Origin of the sequence: Corynebacterium sp. KPL3927, from assembly GCF_040225835.1 — a bacterium.
Classification (GTDB): Bacteria; Actinomycetota; Actinomycetes; order Mycobacteriales; family Mycobacteriaceae; genus Corynebacterium.
This window is the reverse complement of record NZ_JBEHGD010000012.1, coordinates 51,191-69,247: the sequence shown is the minus strand read 5'-3', so window position 1 is coordinate 69,247 and position 18,057 is coordinate 51,191. Positions and strand designations below refer to the sequence as shown.

The window sequence follows — 18,057 nt, the reverse complement described above, 5'->3', positions numbered from 1 at the left end:
TCATCAACAATCTCAGCACCAGCAACAACCTCATGCGAACCCTGAGCAAAATCAGCATTCGTCGAAATCTCCGGCTTTGCAGAAGTATCAGCAGGCTCCTCCGGCTTTTCCGAAGAGGTCGTGCTTGAAGGCTCAGTACTGGTCGTGGTCTTCGAAGTGGACGTCTCTGAGTCCGACGGCTCCGAAGTTTCAGATTCCGAACTGCTCTCCGCCGATGGTTCAGAGCTCTTGGACTCCGAGGTGCTTGGCTTCGAGCTTGTCGTTGAAGTCTCCGACGAAGACGACTCCGAAGGCTTGTTGTCCTTCTTAGAGTTTACGGTTTGGTCTTTGTCATTAATGTCCTTGTGCTCAGCAACATGGTTCGGCTTCTCAGCATCAGGAGTTTCCTCGCCCTTGGCATTAACCGAAGTAGAGGTCAACTCCTCGAAAGCAACCGCAGCCTTGACCGGATTCTTTACGTCACTGTCAACAGTGATTTCCACGTCAACCTTGCCAGCGGACTTCTTCGGGGTAAAGGTCTTTTCACCCTTACCAATCACAGACTCGTCTGCCTTATTAACCAATTCCGCATTCAGGGTGTACTTCTTCCCTGGGACCAAGTCCTTGTATTTAACGGTGTCAGTTACCTTAGCGCCGGACTTAACTGTCTCGCCCTTATCCAGCTTGGCCTTGGTGGCAATCTCTGGGTTCCAGACGGAATTTACGGTCTGTGCCTCGTCGCTCAAGTCCTTGTGCTCAGCAATGACATTCTTCTTGTCAGAATCAGAGGTGGACTTTCCTTCCGCATCAACCTCAGTAGAGGTCAAAGTCTCAAAGGCGACTGCTGCGTCAATAGGCTTCTTAAGATCGCTGTCAACAGTGATCTCCACGTCCACGTCACCAGAGGACTGTTCTGGAGTAAAGGTCTTCTTGCCCTTGCCGACGACCTGGTTGTCCCCAGCCTTATCCTTCAGCTCAGCATCAAGGGTGTATTTCTTGTGTGGGACCAAATCCTCATAGTGAACCGTGTCCTTTACCTTTGCGCCAGCAACAACCTGGTCAGCATCGTCGGCAAACTCTGCCTTGGTGCCAATCTTTGGCTGCAGCTTCTTCTCAGAAGCACTAGTAGTTGGAGTCGATTCACTAGGCTCAGTGCTTGGCTGAGTAGTCGATTGCTCCGTCGAAGGTTCCTCAGAGGAAGTGGTCTCCTCAGTCGAGGTCTCCTCATCGGAAGGCTGCTCTTCCGTGGAATTCGGAGTGCTCTCTTCCTCCGTAGGCTCGTCTTCCGTGGTTTCTTCCTCAGAAGGCTGCTCGGGGGTCGTGGATTCCTCCGGCTCGTCCTCCTCGGTATCAGGTAGACCAGGCTGATCCGGCGGCATCACCGGCTGGTCTCTGCGTGTTTTATCGACCCTACCTTTATCATCGTGAGGTCGAACAATCGTGATATAAGCATCTTCAGGCTGTTCCGGAATCTGCACGGATGGATCTTTTTCGAATTTTGGCGGGTCAAAATCGTCCACAATTCGATACCCGGTCAGCTCCGTAAATTCCTCGTGGCTTCCCGTAAAGCTAGGGTATGTAGGCTGACCTGGATCGAGCGCACCGTAAGATGGGTCTCGCCCAGTAATAGTAGCGGCAGCTATAGCCCGTGATGTGTCCTTCTCAGCAATTAAAGCTGCTAAATACACGGAGTAGTTGGCAGCAGCCTTACTATCCTCCCGCTTTGCTGCATCCTTCAACTTCCGTGCAAGATTGATCACACCATCCCTGTATTCGGGTGAGATCTCAAGCTTTTCTGCGTTTTCCTTCGCATATACCCGATTTGTTTGTAGTGGGATTTGGGCGAATGGTTCGATACACCAGCCCCATCCCACGTTGTTGTTCGGATTTCCTTTACCAGCACCCTCTGGCGGCGTTCCTGCCCAAACAAGTGGCCCCCAAGAAGTGTCTACTCCTTTGGGCATAATCTTGTTTACATCTCCCAAACTTACATTTGGTTCAAAATCTGTAGGATTACTTTCCTCAGCATTTGCTTGATTCCACGGAACACTGACCATAGCAGCAACAACCGCAATTGCAGCAAAGATTGCGGTCAGTACAGTCCACTTTCCCCGGGATAAATCGCGCACTCCGCTCATCTTCTCCCCTCCAAAAGGACACTTTCTTACAATTCGCATCTACACAACTCGAACTTCAGCCGTATAGAACCTAAATGTGAAACTTGAATACACGGCAGACAATCCCGGTTCACTAACCGCTACGATCGCCAACATTTGTGCCTTTAGAACAATACCAATCCGTGCCCTCAAAGCAAATAGTTTCAAACCTACCCAATTGATACGTCAACGAATTCTCTATATCAATGCCGTTTACCGATAAACGGAAGCTGGCAATTATACCCCCTACAAATAAACCCTTGTTCGAAAGTGGATCCCGCCTATAAAATACTATACCCTAATAGATATTCGATATTTTTTAGGCTATTTGCCTTTTCTATTAACGCCGTTAACGATATTTTTTACATTTCAATCCTGCACCTCACTAAATGTTCGTGCACTTTTTAAGTAGTCACAACCAATGATTTTTCCACAATTCGAGCCTTCAGTCACGTGAATTTCCAGATAAAGAATCGTAATTAATTACGCTCACATGTTCGACTCAACTTACCTTCAGGCATTATTCAGTTGCACACAACCTCTTTGTAAGAACTGATTAAGAAAATGATTTGCAGTTAAGGAAACTTTCCAAAACGTGTCGAGCGTCACAGAAAAGTGTGCATATTTCGCGCAAAATTGCACTGCCCTCAAAAGTCGTGCAGTAATTGAAGCGTCCACTAAAAGAAGGGCTAAACCACAGTTCGAGACTATTTTTCTAACCTTCAATAGAAATACTATGAAACTTTTCTGGATCGCACCCCATTAAATGCCAGCCTTTATCTGCATCAAGATCTAGTGGATTCCCGGCTTCTACCGCCACTGTATTACATTGCACTCTAGTTAAATTGCATGGTACATATCACACTTCAAGACAAATAATGCAGGTCTAATACCCTGTATTGGCCTAAAGCATTTTCTTCCGCCAATAACCTCTAAATACATTTTTAATGGTGGAATCAACAAAGTGAATTTTAGATCTCTTCCCTCCTTTTACGGTGCTAGTATTTTTATCGGTTTAAAACACTAACCCCAGAAAGGATCGGAAATGTCTATTCCTTCTTTTATTGCTAGCGCCATCGCTGCTGTACTGCCGCTTACTGGCAGCACCGGCCCAGTTGACGCCCAGGACCAGCTTGCTGAGCCAGAGGTTAACCAGACCGCTGACGTTGAGCAGTCCACCGACCAGACTGATGAGCCCGGCGCTCATGCCGAAAAGGGCCGCATCACCGGTGACAAGGAAGATGTAATCAACGGAGACCAGGACTACTCTGCACCCATCCTGCAGAGCGGAAAGTTGGCTGTGCAGCGCGAACTCGCGCTCGCTACCGACGAGCTGGGCCACGAGTTCATGAACATCGACTTCAAGGACAGCCACAGCGCACACCTGACCTTCCCGGACACCTATAACCCGGATACTGACCAGGCAGCCGTGGACCGCGTGCTGGAAGCACTCAAGATCAACGACTACGACAACCTGACCGCTGCTTACTAAAGCTGGACGGGCGTAGCCTCGGGGAGTCCCGAGGATCTTAAGGAAGGGGCGAGGTACCTCACCAAGGTACCTCGCCCCTTCTTTTTCTTTTATGAGCTCACGGCTAGTACGAGCTCATCCACGCAATTACGTTCGTTACTGGTCTTCCATGACATCGTGGCGCACGATGGTCTGGTCGCGGCCAGGGCCGACGCCAATATAAGAGATGCGGCAGCCAGACAGCTCCTCCAAGCGCAGCACGTAATCCTGCGCCTTCTGGGGCAGCTCTTCAAAGGTGGTGCACTCGGAGATGTCTTCATCCCACGCCGGCATGGTTTCAAAAATCGGCTCGGCGTGGTGGAACTCGGACTGGGTAATAGGCATTTCGTTGTAACGCTTGCCATCAACGTCATAAGCCACGCAGATAGGAATCTCCCCAATGCCGGTAAGCACATCAAGCTTGGTCAAGAAGTAATCCGTAAAGCCATTCACGCGCGTGGCGTAGCGCGCAATCACGGAATCGTACCACCCGCAGCGGCGCGTGCGGCCGGTGTTCACGCCGACCTCGCCGCCGGTGGTCTGCAGGTACTCGCCCCACTTATCAAACAGCTCCGTGGGGAATGGGCCGGCGCCCACGCGGGTGGTATAGGCCTTGATAATGCCCAGCGAGGTCTTAATCCGCGTCGGGCCAATGCCAGAGCCAACCGATGCCCCACCCGCAGTCGGGTTCGAGGAAGTTACGAACGGGTAGGTGCCGTGGTCAACGTCCAACATGGTGGCCTGGCCGCCCTCCATGAGCACATTTTGGCCATTAGCAAGCGCTTCGTTCAGCTCGAGCTCGGCGTCGATGACCATGGGGCGCAGGCGGTCGCGGTAGCTGAGGAAGTACTCCACAATCTGCTCGGCCTCGATGGCCTTGCGGTTGTACATCTTCACCAGCATCTGGTTCTTAATCTCCAGCGCGGACTCGACCTTCTGGCGCAGGATGGACTCGTCGAAAATATCCTGCACGCGGATGCCAATGCGCGCGACCTTATCGGCGTAGGTCGGCCCGATGCCGCGGCCGGTGGTACCGATGGCGCGCTTGCCCAGGAATCGCTCCTGCACGCGGTCGAGGGTCTGGTGGTACGGCGCCACGAGGTGCGCGTTCGCGGAAATCTTCAGGCGGGAGGCATTCGCCCCGCGCGCTTCCAGGCCATCAATCTCATCAAAGAGCGCCTCGAGGTTAATCACCACGCCATTGCCCAGCACAGGGGTGGCGTTTTCAGAAAGAATCCCGGCGGGCAGGAGCTTCAGCTCGTATTTTTCACCGCCGACCACGACGGTGTGCCCGGCGTTATTGCCGCCGTTCGGCTTGACTACGTAGTCAACTTTCCCGCCAAGGATATCGGTAGCCTTGCCCTTGCCTTCGTCGCCCCATTGGGCGCCGACAATGACGATCGCTGCCATCTTTTAAGTCACTTCCTCATTATTGAAGCCAAAATACGCATTTACCTTACACTTTTCTGGCCGCAATAGCCCACGTAGCATGTTGTGCATGCGTTTTTTGTTCCTCCGCTGCGGCGCCCCCGACGTCGACTTGCCCGCAGAGGCCTATGATCTTTCGGCCGTTCCTTCCCGCAAGGAGCTCTCGCTTATCGATGCCGCCGCCACCAACCTCCTCCCCCACGATCCCACGCCTTCGCTTGACGAGATCGCCGCGCAGCCCGATGTCCGCCACCTCGGCGCCCCTGCCGCCGCCCCGCAGGAGCCTTACCTGGAAGACCGCCTGCGCATCGTGGTGGCGGGCTCGGACTCGGCGCTCAACGCCGTCATTACCCGGCTCATGCGAGCCGATAACCTGTGGGCCGAGGTCGCGTTCATCCCCACGGGCGAGTCGGCCGCCGCTGCCAATTGGGGCCTGCCCGCCGCACCGCAGGAGGCCCTCGAGCTCGCCCGCACCGCCCCGGTTCGCCCAGTGCCGCTCATCCGCAATGATTCTGGCCAGGCCGTCGCCGGCTCTGCGACCATCTCAGATTGGTCCAACGGCCCGCTTACCGGTGAGATCATCATCGATGATGACACCCTCGCCGCCTCCGGCCGCGGCACTTTTGGCGCGCGGCTGGTCCCCATGACCGATGCCCCGGGCATCCTGGCGGCCCGCGCAACCTCGCCAGTCGAGCCCGAAGGTCGCCTGCGCTCCTTGCTGCGCAAACCCGGTCGCCTCGACCCGGATTCCGTCCACACCGGCCGCGCGGTCCAGGCAGGCGGTCCTCAGCTGCGCGTGCTTGTCGATGCCATCCCCCACAAACGCCCCCTCACCCGCGTCACCTTCTACCGCCACCTGCGCGACCTCCAAATCGCGCGCCCCTAGTCCACCCTTCACAGCTAACGCCGACTTCCCTTGGCTCTTACCGCGGCCCCCCGCACCGGCGCCCCGCTCGGCGGATATGCGGGCGGGGTCCTGCTAATTCTGCCCCTTCTGCTTATCTTTGCGTTCCCACACCTCTGGCGGGAACGCCGGGTGCGTAGAGGTAGGAACCAGGTGCGCGACGGCAGACTCGCGCGAGAGTCCGCACACCATCAGCATGTCCACAACAATGGATCTCGTCTGCGCGAGAATCGTATACGCAGAAAGCGTCGCATCTTCTTCGATAAGATCCATGCCTGCTTGACCGCCCACGTAGCGCAGCCGCTGCACCAGCTCGGGTATCTCTATCGCCTCATCGTGGTCCCGCTTTTGCCTGCCGTAGAGCTCTCCCACCGCGAGGATAATTTCTGATAGTTCTTCCAAGAGCTCTAACTGCTTCTCGGACACGGTATCGCCGTCTTCAGTAAGCACGAGCGCGCGGCGCGATAAGACCCGCACCCCACGCACCGCATTATCTACCGGCAACAAGATGCGCTCTAGGGACCGAATGCTCCTGCGCGAGGTCCACAAAAGCGGCGATACTTCCGATGCCTCCCTCCCCGATTGCGCCGCACTCAACAGCGTATTCACGTCATTTTGCGTGCCGCGCACCGCATCGCGGGCATCGCGAATAATCTCAGGATTGGTATCGCGGATGCCATGCGTGACGTCATTGAGAATGCTCGATGCAATCCGCAGCACCTTCGACACCTTGCGCCTTGCTTCCTTCAACGGCGAATTCGGGATCAGTGCAATCGTGATAAGCCCAATGCCGGAACCAATCATCGCGTCGATGGCCCGGTGCAGGCCACCTGGCCCCTCGGTCGGCGGAAAAATCGTGGCGATAAGGATGGAACCAAAAACAATCTGGTTGGACACCAGCGGCGATTTCGTAATAAAGGACCCCACCACCAGGCCGGCTCCCACGATGAACAGGATCTGGAACGGGCCTTGCCCCACCACTTGGAAGAGCAAATCGCCCACAGCCACGCCGACGATGCCGCCTAGCGACATCTCCAATGCCTTCTTCATCCTGTCCCCGCCCGAAAGGCCCAGGATGATGACTGCCGAGATGGGCGCGAAGAACGGCTGCGGATGCCCAAAGAGAGAGCTAGCCACCCAATACGCCAATGCGGCACCAACGGTGGCCTGGATTATATAAACGAAGCGCGAACGGATGCGTTGCAGACGCGATAATACTGAGCGGTCCACCACCCGCAGCATTTGCCTCGTTGAGACTCTTTGTTTCGCTTCCGACATGACCTCCAGCATAGAAGACCGCTCGATACCACCGCCCCCGAATACCCGCATCCCGGCCCGAGCCAGGTTGTGGATAACCCCGCTATATCTGAGCGACAGTGACCCCCGCAGCGCAAGAATTCCACAGATTCGCCGTTTCGCCTTACTTATCCATTGCCGCGTACCCGCACCGCATTTACGGTCAGGAGCCGTGAACACAGAATTTTTGCAACTTTGCCGTCGCGGTGTGGACCTCGTCGCCGAGTTTCAGGGATGCTCCGAACAGCAGCTCATCGAAGCCGGCGCCAGCCAGCTCCTCGCCGCGCAACTCGCCCGCCTGCAACACACCTATTTCGGCCGCACCTCCAATAGCCGCAAGCAGCGCCTCGCCTGCGAGGCCGCTCGTTCCCGCGGCCACGACCTCGCTGTGCTTGAAAGCATCGAGTCTTTCGCCCACCGCGTGAAAGACACCAACCGGAGTTGGGATCTCCGCCTGGAGCTCTGCCGCGCGGAAGCCCACCTGATTCCGGCGATCGCGAAAAAGCGCCTCAAGCAGCTCAACCCCGCCAAGCGGCCCTCCCCCGGCGTCCGCTACACCCGACGCCCCAATGGCCCCCACACCATCTCTATCACCGCGGACCCCACGGATATCGCAGATATCAAGGGCGTTCTCGCTTCCGTGGATAAGGAAAACCCGCTTGCGGCAGCCAAGCAGGTCATCCTCGAGGGCAATCCCGGCGCGCTCCCCGCGGTCCATACCAACGTGATCATTCCCCTCGACCAACTAGATCACATCACTGCTGGCCAGGGCGATGACATCATGCTTCAGCTTTCCAACGGCGCGCGCATGTCCGGCGCCCAGCTCGTTGCCCGCACCCTCGCCCAACGTGGTTACGTCAGCTTGGTTCACCCCGAGCACGGCGCGGTAAACCTGTATCGCACCGAACGCATGGCCAGCTGGAAGCAGCGCATGCTAGCCCGCGCGGAACATCCTATTTGCGCTTGGCCCGGCTGCTCCACGCCTGCCGATGACGCCCAAGTCCACCACCTCACCGCCTGGGCCGCCGGCGGCCCCACGAACCAAGAAAACCTCGTAACGCTCTGTGCCCATCACAATGCGGTGAACCAAGATGATGATTCCCGCCCCACCGCACGCGGGCGCATGGTTCGCATCAAGGGCCGCATCGCTTGGATCCCGCCGTGGAGCGGTAACCCGCGGTTCATCCCCTCACCCGCCCATTCACCACGACCAACAAGGAGTTACGCCTAATCCTCACCCCACCCAGTCCGTCTGGTCCGTCTAGTCCACTCGGGTCGCTGGGCCTGCCGTCTCCGCCTGGCTTTGCCAGCCTATATTTCTGCCCAATCTCGCTGGCAAATCTGGTCGGGCCGGCATAGCTTGTCTGGCTGATCTGGCATACGTGCCTGCTCTGTCTCATACCCGGCAAGGCCCCGCCGCATCCTCGCACCCCACAGATGGGCCCAACAATAGGTCCAGAGATCGGACCAGAAATAGGAAGAGCCACCTCCCACACAGGGGAAACGGCTACTTCGTCGTGCCTACTGCGAGATCTCGCCTTCGGCTTCAGCTCAACATGGAGCTAGTTTCGACTCGTCCTACTTGGCCGTGGTCTTACCCACGGAGTGGAGGTCCTGGCATGCCTCGATGACGCGCTCGGACATACCCTGCTCTGCCTTCTTCAGGTAGGAGCGTGGGTCATAGACCTTCTTGTTGCCTACCTCGCCGTCAATTTTGAACACGCCGTCGTAGTTTTCCATCATGTGGCGAGCCACTGGGTTGGTAAACGCGTACTGGGTATCGGTGTCCACGTTCATCTTGATGACGCCGTAGCGCAGCGCCTCTTCGATCTTTTCCTTCTCGGAACCGGAACCGCCGTGGAAGACGAAGTCAAAGGCGTGCTCGCCCTCGCTCAGGCCGAGCTTCTTCTGCGCAACCTTCTGGCCCTCTAGCAGAACCTCGGGGCGCAGCTTCACGTTGCCGGGCTTGTAGACGCCGTGGACGTTGCCGAAGGTTGCGGCCAACAGGTAGCGGCCCTTCTCGCCGGTGCCCAGGGCATCGATGGTCTTTTCAAAGTCTTCCGGAGTCGTGTACAGGTTATCGCCGGCCTTGGCCTCGACACCGTCTTCTTCACCGCCGACAACACCAATCTCTGCCTCGAGAATGATGTGTGCCTTCTTCGCCTTCTCCAGAAGCTCCTGGGCGATGACCAAGTTTTCATCGATCGGAATAGCAGAACCGTCCCACATGTGGGACTGGAAGAGCGGGTTCTCGCCGCGGTCGACGCGCTCCTGGGAAATAGCCATCAGCGGACGAACGTAATCGTCCAGAACTTCCTTCTGGCAGTGGTCGGTGTGCAGGGCGATATTGACGCCGTAGTGCTTCGCTGCCTCGTGTGCGAAGGCGGCTAGGGCCTGAGCACCTTTAACCTTGTTCTTGACCGCGAGGCCAGAGCCGAACTCTGCGCCACCGGTGGAGAATTGGATGATGCCGTCAGATTCTGCCTCGGCAAAGCCCTTCAGTGCTGCGTTGATCGTTTCAGACGAGGTGCAGTTGATGGCTGGAAATGCGAAGCCGTTCTGCTTCGCGGTGTCCAGCATCTGGTTATACGCCTCGGGGGTTGCAATTGGCATGAAATTCCATCCTTAAGTGGGATTGCGGTCAAACACGTTCCAACACCCAATTATGCCCACATTTCCGGAATCCCGCCGCAAAATTGGTGTGACATTTCCTGTGTTTACTACCCAACTCTCAAAAATGACGCGCCCCCCACACGACAAACCCCGCGCAAGGTGTTTAACAGCACGGTTAAACGCGGTTAATCGCGACCCGATGTTTTATGCAGGTCACGAGCCACCCGAGCACACGCCTCCAGAAGCATCCAACCAGACAGCTGCACGGATAGGTCGCGCTCATCCACGCGAATGATTCCCATCTTTTCACTCACGGTCGTGTGCCCGAAGCCGTAGTTGTGTGGAAGGCGGGCATCGGCAGTCCAGTCAGAGCCAAAAATTGGCAGGCCATCGACCTCGAGCCGGTGCTCCCACACGGATTCGGCAGACGCCACCACCATCCGGGTCGCCAGCTTCTTGGTGGCCCGGTTCGCGGGCGAGTCCCCGGGCAACCGCACGGCAACATCGGCAAGATAACGCATCAGAATGCCCTTAAACAGGCCGCCATCACCATCACCGGTCTCCCAATCCACGACGCCGGAGGGAGTCGCCATCCCGGAAGCAATAGCCTGCACTAGGCCCCGAATCTTAATGATGTAGCTCATCATCCCGGATGCCAGTTCGGCCTCGTAGACGCTGTCGATCTGCTCCAGCTTGCCGATGCTCGACTCCTCCCGCATCGCCAACACAATCTCCAGGCATGCCCCCAACATCACGCCTTGGCAGTACGGGTGGACTTGTTTGACAATTTCGGGGCCGTCCATGCGCATGCGCACGCCGTCCATAATGAAGCCATCTTCATTGACCAAGTTGTCGTAGACCCAGTCAACGATGCGGCGGGCCGCGGTGATATCGCCCATCCGCGCGAGCATGATGGCACCGGGGCCATTGGCCGGCACGTTCATGAAGTTCTCTCCGTCGCGCCACGGCAATATCCCCAGCGAGTCATCGAGGCCTTCGGTGATATTGCCCTGCAAAGACGCCAACGCCTTGGGCGATTTCATCTTCTTTACCTCGCCCACGCGCCCGAAAGCGAGGGCGAGCCAGGCTTTGTCATCGAAGTACTTATTCTTGGTCAGCTGCGCAAGATTCCGCACGCGAATCCCGCGCATGGTGTCAAGGATGCGCTGGCGGCGGGCCTTAGTATTCTTCCGCTCCGCCGCATCGACGAGGCAATCGAGGTAGTGCGCCTGCCACCAGTAGTGCCAGTGCACGAGGAGCTTTTCTTTCGTGGTGGGCGGCCAGCTGACGATGGCGAGGTTGGTTCGCGGCAGGCCCCATACGGAATGCGCATGGCGCTCATCAATGGCGGTTTCCGCGAGTTCGGCGCGGTGGGCCCACTTTTCTTCCACGATTTCTTTATCACTCCAGTAGCAAGGTTTATTACAGTTAGTGTAACGATCTCTTACCAGGAATTGTTCAGATCGGCGTGCTGCCGGATCCAAGTATGCATGGCGATGCCCGCGGCCACGCCCGCGTTGATGGACCGCGTAGAGCCAAATTGCGCGATGGAGCAGGTCATCAGGGCGGCATCTTGCGCGGCGGCGCTGACGCCGGGGCCTTCTTGCCCGAATAGCAGCAGGCTGCGTTCCGGCAGTTCGGCGGTTTCGAGGGGCACGCAACCGGGGGTGTTATCAATGGCCACGACCGTCAGGTCTTCCTCGGCTGCCCAGGCAATGAGCTTATCGACGCTCTCATGATGCCGCAGATGCTGATACCTATCTGTCACCATGGCACCGCGGCGGTTCCACCGGCGCCGCCCCACAATGTGGACGGTATCGACGGCAAAGGCGTTGGCGGTGCGCACGACGGTGCCGATATTGGCGTCATTTTCAAAGTTCTCGATGGCGATATGCAGGCTGTGCCGCCGCTTATCGATATCCCCCTTAATCGCCTCCCTTCGCCAATACCGATACGCGTCGACGACATTGCGCCGGTCGCCCTCGCGCAGGAGCTCCGGATCGTATTTGTCCGCCTCCGGGCCTTCCGGCCAGGGACCTTCCCAGGGCCCCACGCCGTGGCGGCCCTCGTTCCATTCGGTCGGACCCTTCGCCTCCTCGGGCTGCTCTCGCTGCTCCTGCTGCTCTGGTTGCGCAGAACTCTCGGCCTGCCCAACCGGATCCGCCTGGCGTGCCTGGTCCACCTCGTTACGCGAGCCCAAGGTCATCCAAGCCAAGCAAAGAACGGTACTCAAGGCCCTCGGCCGAGATGACGTCCTCGGCGCCGGTAGCGCGGTCAACGACGGTAGCCACACCGACCACCTCTGCTCCAGCCTCGCGCAATGCGGCGACTGCCGTGAGCGGCGAGTTGCCGGTCGTGGTGGTGTCCTCGACCACCAGCACCTTCTTTCCGGTCACATCCGCGCCCTCGATGCGGCGCTGCATGCCGTGCTTTTTAGCTTCCTTGCGTACGACGAAGGCGTCGATATCGCGGCCCTCGGCATGCATGATGGAGGTCGCTACCGGATCCGCGCCAAGGGTTAGTCCTCCCACGGCCGCGAAATCCCAATCGGCGGTGAGCTCGCGGAGCAAGGACCCGATGAGGCGGGAGGCTTCGTGGTGCAAGGTCGCACGGCGCAAATCAACGTAGTAATCGGCCTCTTTGCCCGAGGACAAAGTCACCTTGCCGTGCACAACGGCAAGCTCCTTGACCAGTTCCGCGAGGCGCTTTTTCTTGTCTTCTTGCAGTTGCACTTCAGTCATCGCATTGCTCCTTCTTTAGAGATTTTCGGCACATGAGGAAAGTCCTGGCTATGTGGGCCAACGCAACATTCTAGGCTACTCTCCCTGCTGCGACCCGGAATCGTCATGACGGTCTGTATCCTCTTTCTCCCGTGCAGCGGCCGTGCCACTGGCGTCTTGGGAGCTGCCTCGAGAAGAATTTCTGGTTGAGCCGGTGGACGAGTCTTTGGCCGCATTTTTGTCCGCGTCACCGAGGCCGTCACCAAAAGCATCATCGGAAGCGTCGTCGAAGATGGAAGCCTCCCCGAATTGCTGGCGCGGCAGGCGGGCGGTGCCCGAGTCGGGGGTGGGGCGTTCATTGCCATCGGCAATGGCATCGACTTCGTCCGCCCCAATCGCCGTGTGCTCAACTGGGCCGCGGGTCTCAGAATACGTGCGCGAGGGCATATCCAACGGTTCCTCCGGCCGTTGAATGACCGGCCGGGAAAACTCCGGCTGCCCCGCCGCCGCTGTTCCACCCACCGCGTCGACCACAGGCGCAGCGGGAATCTCCCTGGCCGGGTCCAAGTCCTCAAGGTGGATGGTATGCACGGAGGAGGACCGGGGTGGGAGAACGCGGGAAGCATCGGCAAGTAAAGCCAAGGGCGGGAGCATTGCCTCCCAATCCGCGGTGCGCGAATGCTTGGTGGTTTGTGCCAAAACCCACTCGGTTTCCAGCCACAGCGCCGACACCACCTCCGGCATGCGCTGCAACGCAATTCGCACGCGCTCGTCCACCATCCGCTCCGCCACGCCGCGATCGGAGGAATATACATCAAACCCTTCGATGCTCATGGCCATCAACAGGTCCTCGGACATCTCGGCCTCCTGGCTGCCGAAGCGCTGGAAATCAATGACCACATCCGATGCCGCTCCCGTCCGCATCGCCATCACATTGACGCCGTCAATATCCATCAGCAGCATTTCGTGGCCGTACACGTTGCCGGCAACGATATCTTTCGGCGCGGCGCCGGAGGAGGCCACTCCCCTCGTCCATTCATCGACAAGATACTGGTCCGACTTCATGTACTCAAAGCCCCGGGTTTCCGCCCAGTTCTTGCGCTCCCGACGAATGGTGCCAGGGATTAGCGGCCGCGGCCGCCCTACCGGCTTGGACTTAGCGTGCCCTTCCGATTGCTCTTCAGCTCCCTCCTGGACTGCCTCTTCGGGGGAGTCATCCCCACCCGATTCCGTTTCTGCGTCCGAGTCCGCATCCTGGTTAACGTCAGAATCTGCGCCAATTTCCGACGTCTTTTCAGTGTTGCCTGCAGTGTTGGCGCTACCTTTTACAACGTCATTGTCAGAAAGAGCCTCAGTCTCGCTGGCGCGGGTTTCGGCTCTGCCTCTATCGGCGTTGGCTTTGTCTTTACTTATCTTGTCGTCACCGCTGCCCTTGTCGTCATCGCTGCGGTCTGAATCGTCTGCAGTGCGATGGTGACGGCCTGAAGAGACTGCGGAGGAAGAATCGGATTCAACATCGGGAAACGGCGAGTATTTCGCCACGAAACCGGGGTGGGCCTCAGTACCGCCTTCGCTCTCAGGATCTGTCACTGCTTCGGAGCCTGTGGTGTCTTCCGCGCCCTCTTCAGTTTCGGGGCTTGCGTGGGAAGGCGCATCCTGGTCTTCCCGGGTGTCCCAGTCTTTCGGGTCGTGCTGGGATGCGGTGTCTCGCTGGGCATCGGCTGCGCGCTGCGTGCGATCGTAGTACAGCAAAAAGCCACCGGCGATGCCGAGCACGAGTGCGAAAATCAGGAGTAAAGAAGCCATCATCTCCTGATAATAATAGGTACCGGCACCCCACGGTGCCGGTACCAGTCGGAGTCGGAGCGATTAATTGGAATTAATCGTTAACCGAAGTCCTATCCCCGCGTTCTACCGGGTTGGTCGGGTCTGCCGACCACTGCGACCAGCCGCCGATGTAGTGGCGCAGGCCGGTAAATCCTGCGTTCTCCATCGCCGCGAGTGCAAGAGCGGAGTGGTTGCCCGAACCGGAATAGATGATTGCATCCTTGGTGTTTTCTTGAGTCAATCCGGCAGCGGCCAGCACTTCACGGATTTCATCCGGCGACTTCAACGTGCGCACCCCATCGTTGTGGAAGAGGCGCTCGGGAACATTGACCGCACCGGGGATGTGGCCCGCCTTCAAATCTAGGTTCTCGCGGCGGCCGGCGAAGCGGTTACTCGAGCGGGTATCGATGAGCACGCCATCGTGCTCGCGGACGTCTTCAATCGTGGCGGTAGGCAGCTGGCCGGGAGTGACCTCGAATTTCGAGCCGACCGCGATATTGCCCGGACCCGTGAGGGTTTGGTAACCGTTCGCGAGCCAGTTTTCCAGGCCGCCATCGAGGATGCGCACATCAGTTAGGCCGGCCCAGCGCAGCGTCCACCACGCGCGGCCGGCAAAAAGCCCGCGGCCCTCGTCATAGACCACCACGGGGCGGTCTTCCTGCAGGCCCCAAGAACGGATCCAGGCTTGCAGCTTGTCTTCGTCCGGAAGCGGGTTGCGGCCATTGCGCGAGCCGGGAAGGCCGACGAAGGCCGCACCGGTATCACCGAAAAGTGCGGTGGGGATGTGCTGGGACGCAAAGTCGATGAAACTCTGGCCCGTCTTGGGGTGCCAGTGGGTGCCGAGAAGAGTGAAACGATCGCCGTGGTAGATGGATTCTTTGAGTTCCTGCGGGGAAACTAAAATGCTCATGCCTTCCAGTCTAAAGGCATGAGCATTATTTTTCGCCCGGTAATTTAGCGAGCGGAAATGTCCAGCTCCGCGCCGCCATCGGCGACGTCGACGTGGACGGTATCGCCATCGGCAATATCACCGGCCAAAAGCTTCTTCGCCAGCTTGTCACCGATAGCCTGCTGGATGGTCCGGCGCAGCGGACGGGCGCCGTAGGCGGGGTCATAGCCGCGGTCGGCCAACCAGGACTTGGCGGAATCGGATACCTGCAGCGTCAGGCGGCGGGCCTCCAGGCGTTCGGTGAGACCGCGCAGTTGGATGTCCACGATGCCGCGCAGCAGTTCCTCCGACAGCGGCTCGAACATCACCACGTCATCGAGGCGGTTGATGAACTCCGGCTTAAACGCCCTCTTCACGGCCTCCATCGTCTCGTCCTTCGTACCGCCGGCGCCCAGGTTGGACGTTAGGATGATGACGGTATTGCGGAAGTCGACGGTGCGACCCTGGCCATCGGTAAGCCGCCCCTCATCCAGGACCTGGAGGAGGACGTCGAAGACGTCGGGGTGGGCCTTTTCCACTTCGTCGAAAAGCACGAGCGTATAAGGCCGACGCCGCACGGCCTCGGTGAGCTGGCCGCCGGCTTCGTGGCCGACGTATCCCGGAGGGGCACCGACGAGCCGGGAAACGGAGTGCTTCTCGCCGTACTCGGACATATCGATGCGCACCATGGCGGATTCATCGTCGAAGAGGAAGTCCGCCAGCGCCTTAGCCAGCTCCGTCTTACCCACGCCGGTGGGGCCGAGGAAGAGGAAGGATCCGGTCGGGCGGTTGGGGTCAGCCACGCCCGCGCGGGAGCGGCGCACGGCATCGGAAACAGCGGTCACGGCCTCGCGCTGGCCGACAACCCTCTTGCCCAACACCGATTCCATGTTCAGCAGCTTCTCGGTCTCGCCCTGCAGCATCTTGCCGGCGGGAATGCCGGTCCACGCGGAGACGACCTCCGCGATGGTATCCGGGCTGACCTCCTCATCCAGCATGGTATTGCGCTGGGCGGCGGCCTTTTCCTCGGCTGCTGCCAGGTCCTTTTCCAGCGGCGGGATCTTGCCGTAGTTGATCTCGGAGGCTAGGGCGAGGTCGCCGTCGCGCTCGGCAATTTCTGCTTGGCGGCGGAGATCGTCGAGCTCTTCCTTAATATCCTGCACGTCATCGATGGCCTTCTTCTCGTTGGCCCAGCGCGCCTTGAGCTCGCCGAGCTTTTCGCGCTGGTCCGCGAGCTCGCCTTGCAGGGCGGCCAGGCGGTCCTTGGAGGCGGCGTCGGATTCCTTCTTCAGCGCGAGCTCCTCGATCTCCATGCGGCGAACGATGCGCTCGAGCTCATCGATTTCCTGCGGCGAGGAGTCGATTTCCATGCGTAGGCGGGAGCCGGCTTCATCGACTAGGTCGATGGCCTTGTCCGGCAGGAAGCGGTTGGTGATGTAACGGTTCGATAGCTCCGCCGCAGACACCAAGGCGGAGTCCATGATGCGCACGCCGTGGTGCACCTCGTAGCGCTCCTTGAGCCCGCGCAGGATGCCGATGGTGTCTTCCACGGACGGCTCTGCAGCATAGACCTGCTGGAAACGGCGCTCGAGGGCGGCGTCCTTTTCGATGTACTTGCGGTACTCATCCAGCGTGGTTGCACCGACGAGGCGCAGCTCACCGCGGGCCAGCATGGGCTTAATCATGTTGCCGGCATCCATGGAGCCTTCGCCGGTGGCGCCGGCACCGACGATGGTGTGCAGCTCATCGATGAAGGTGATGATTTCGCCCTCAGATTGCTTGATTTCATCCAGCACAGCCTTAAGGCGCTCTTCGAACTCGCCGCGGAACTTGGCGCCGGCGACCATGGAACCGAGATCCAGGCTGATAAGCGTCTTGCCCTTCAGGGACTCAGGGACGTCGCCAGCCACGATGCGCCGGGCCAGGCCCTCAACGATCGCAGTCTTGCCGACGCCCGGCTCACCAATCAGCACCGGATTGTTCTTCGTCCTGCGCGAAAGCACCTGGACGACGCGCCGGATTTCCTGATCGCGCCCGATGACCGGGTCGATCTTGCCCTCGCGCGCCCGCGCGGTGAGGTCGGTGGCGTACTTTTCCAGCGCCTGGAATTGGTCTTCCGGGTTCTCCGAGGTCACCTTGGCGGCCCCGCGCACGGAGGGGAAGGAGCCCTTGATGGCGTCGTAGGTTGCGCCGCAGCCGGTCAGCAACTCGGCGGCGTCGGTCTTCGAACCGGCGATGGCGGCGAGGAGGACTTCGGTGGACACGAACTCATCGCCAAGCTCGCCCGCCAATTCCTGCGACTTGGTCAGTACGTTTAAGCCATCCCGGTTGAATTGCGGGTTGGACATATTGGCACCCTCGGCGCTGGGATAAGAGTTAACCAGCTCGCGCGCTTCTTTCAGCACGGTATCCGGGTCAACGCCGGTGGCCTTGAGCACTGGCGCGGCGATGCCGCCTTCCTGCCCAAGGATGGCCGCCAGCAGGTGCGCCGGGCGGATATCCGGGTTGCCATTCGCGGAAGCGGTCTGCAGGGCTTCCTGCAGCGCCTCTTGTGTTTTGGTGGTGGGGTTAAAAGAACTCATCTGTACGTTTCTCCTTCTAAGATTTATTCATCCATTTTAAGGATTCACTTGGTATAACGCACATAAAGTTGAGCCTATTCCACTCAACCCAAATTTTTTGAGTCCACCCGGCTC

General features: G+C 58.7%; 13 protein-coding genes. 3 read left to right on the top strand and 10 right to left on the bottom strand.

Translation table 11 applies throughout. From position 1 onward, the window contains the following. Window positions 1–1,739: VaFE repeat-containing surface-anchored protein (locus ABRP86_RS07415; protein ID WP_349863470.1), on the bottom strand; the 1,739-nt coding region annotated here is incomplete at its 3' end. A 1,441-nt stretch (window positions 1,740–3,180) separates the two neighbouring features. Here ABRP86_RS07415 and ABRP86_RS07410 point away from each other — a divergent pair. Continuing rightward, entirely contained in the window at window positions 3,181–3,627 is a 447-nt protein-coding gene (locus ABRP86_RS07410; protein WP_349863468.1) for a hypothetical protein, read from the top strand. 135 nt (window positions 3,628–3,762) lie between these two features. On the opposite strand, the gene ABRP86_RS07405 is transcribed toward ABRP86_RS07410, so the two are convergent. Then, window positions 3,763–5,055, bottom strand: a complete 1,293-nt coding sequence (locus tag ABRP86_RS07405; RefSeq protein WP_349863465.1) for an adenylosuccinate synthase — start codon at window positions 5,053–5,055, stop codon at window positions 3,763–3,765. A gap of 88 nt (window positions 5,056–5,143) precedes the next feature. Between ABRP86_RS07405 and ABRP86_RS07400 the strand changes: the two genes are divergently transcribed. Then, window positions 5,144–5,959, top strand: a complete 816-nt coding sequence (locus tag ABRP86_RS07400; protein ID WP_349863463.1) for a diacylglycerol kinase family protein — start codon at window positions 5,144–5,146, stop codon at window positions 5,957–5,959. Window positions 5,960–6,052: 93 nt separating this feature from the next. Here the strand turns inward: ABRP86_RS07400 and ABRP86_RS07395 are convergent, their stop codons facing one another. Next, entirely contained in the window at window positions 6,053–7,267 is a 1,215-nt protein-coding gene (locus ABRP86_RS07395; RefSeq protein ID WP_349863462.1) for an FUSC family protein, read from the bottom strand. 178 nt (window positions 7,268–7,445) lie between these two features. On the opposite strand from ABRP86_RS07395, the gene ABRP86_RS07390 reads away from it, so the two are divergent. After that, complete coding sequence (locus ABRP86_RS07390; RefSeq protein ID WP_349863460.1) at window positions 7,446–8,504, top strand: HNH endonuclease signature motif containing protein; 1,059 nt, start codon at window positions 7,446–7,448, stop codon at window positions 8,502–8,504. Window positions 8,505–8,851: 347 nt separating this feature from the next. Here ABRP86_RS07390 and fbaA read toward each other — a convergent pair whose 3' ends face one another. The 7 genes from fbaA to clpB form a co-directional block, all read right to left on the bottom strand. Continuing rightward, complete coding sequence (gene fbaA / locus ABRP86_RS07385; RefSeq protein WP_023024081.1) at window positions 8,852–9,886, bottom strand: class II fructose-bisphosphate aldolase; 1,035 nt, start codon at window positions 9,884–9,886, stop codon at window positions 8,852–8,854. A 185-nt stretch (window positions 9,887–10,071) separates the two neighbouring features. Beyond that, a complete protein-coding gene (locus ABRP86_RS07380) occupies window positions 10,072–11,277 on the bottom strand; it encodes a glycoside hydrolase family 76 protein (RefSeq protein WP_349863458.1) in 1,206 nt (401 codons plus the stop codon). Between the two features lie 53 nt (window positions 11,278–11,330). Then, window positions 11,331–12,092 (bottom strand): TrmH family RNA methyltransferase, encoded by a 762-nt coding sequence (locus tag ABRP86_RS07375; protein WP_349863476.1) that lies wholly within the window; start codon window positions 12,090–12,092, stop codon window positions 11,331–11,333. Then, window positions 12,073–12,627, bottom strand: coding sequence for an orotate phosphoribosyltransferase (gene pyrE, locus ABRP86_RS07370; RefSeq protein ID WP_023024087.1), 555 nt, complete (start codon window positions 12,625–12,627; stop codon window positions 12,073–12,075). The genes ABRP86_RS07375 and pyrE overlap by 20 nt, the downstream gene beginning before the upstream one ends. A 75-nt stretch (window positions 12,628–12,702) precedes the next feature. Then, window positions 12,703–14,415: a TtfA family protein gene (locus ABRP86_RS07365; protein ID WP_302519122.1), complete on the bottom strand. Its 1,713-nt coding sequence runs from the start codon at window positions 14,413–14,415 to the stop codon at window positions 12,703–12,705. A 70-nt stretch (window positions 14,416–14,485) separates the two neighbouring features. Continuing rightward, window positions 14,486–15,343 carry a sulfurtransferase gene (locus ABRP86_RS07360; protein WP_239269999.1) on the bottom strand — a complete coding sequence of 286 codons (858 nt, stop codon included), beginning with the start codon at window positions 15,341–15,343 and terminating at the stop codon, window positions 14,486–14,488. Window positions 15,344–15,387: 44 nt separating this feature from the next. Next, window positions 15,388–17,943, bottom strand: a complete 2,556-nt coding sequence (gene clpB, locus ABRP86_RS07355) for an ATP-dependent chaperone ClpB (RefSeq protein WP_349863455.1) — start codon at window positions 17,941–17,943, stop codon at window positions 15,388–15,390. Window positions 17,944–18,057: the final 114 nt, after the last annotated feature.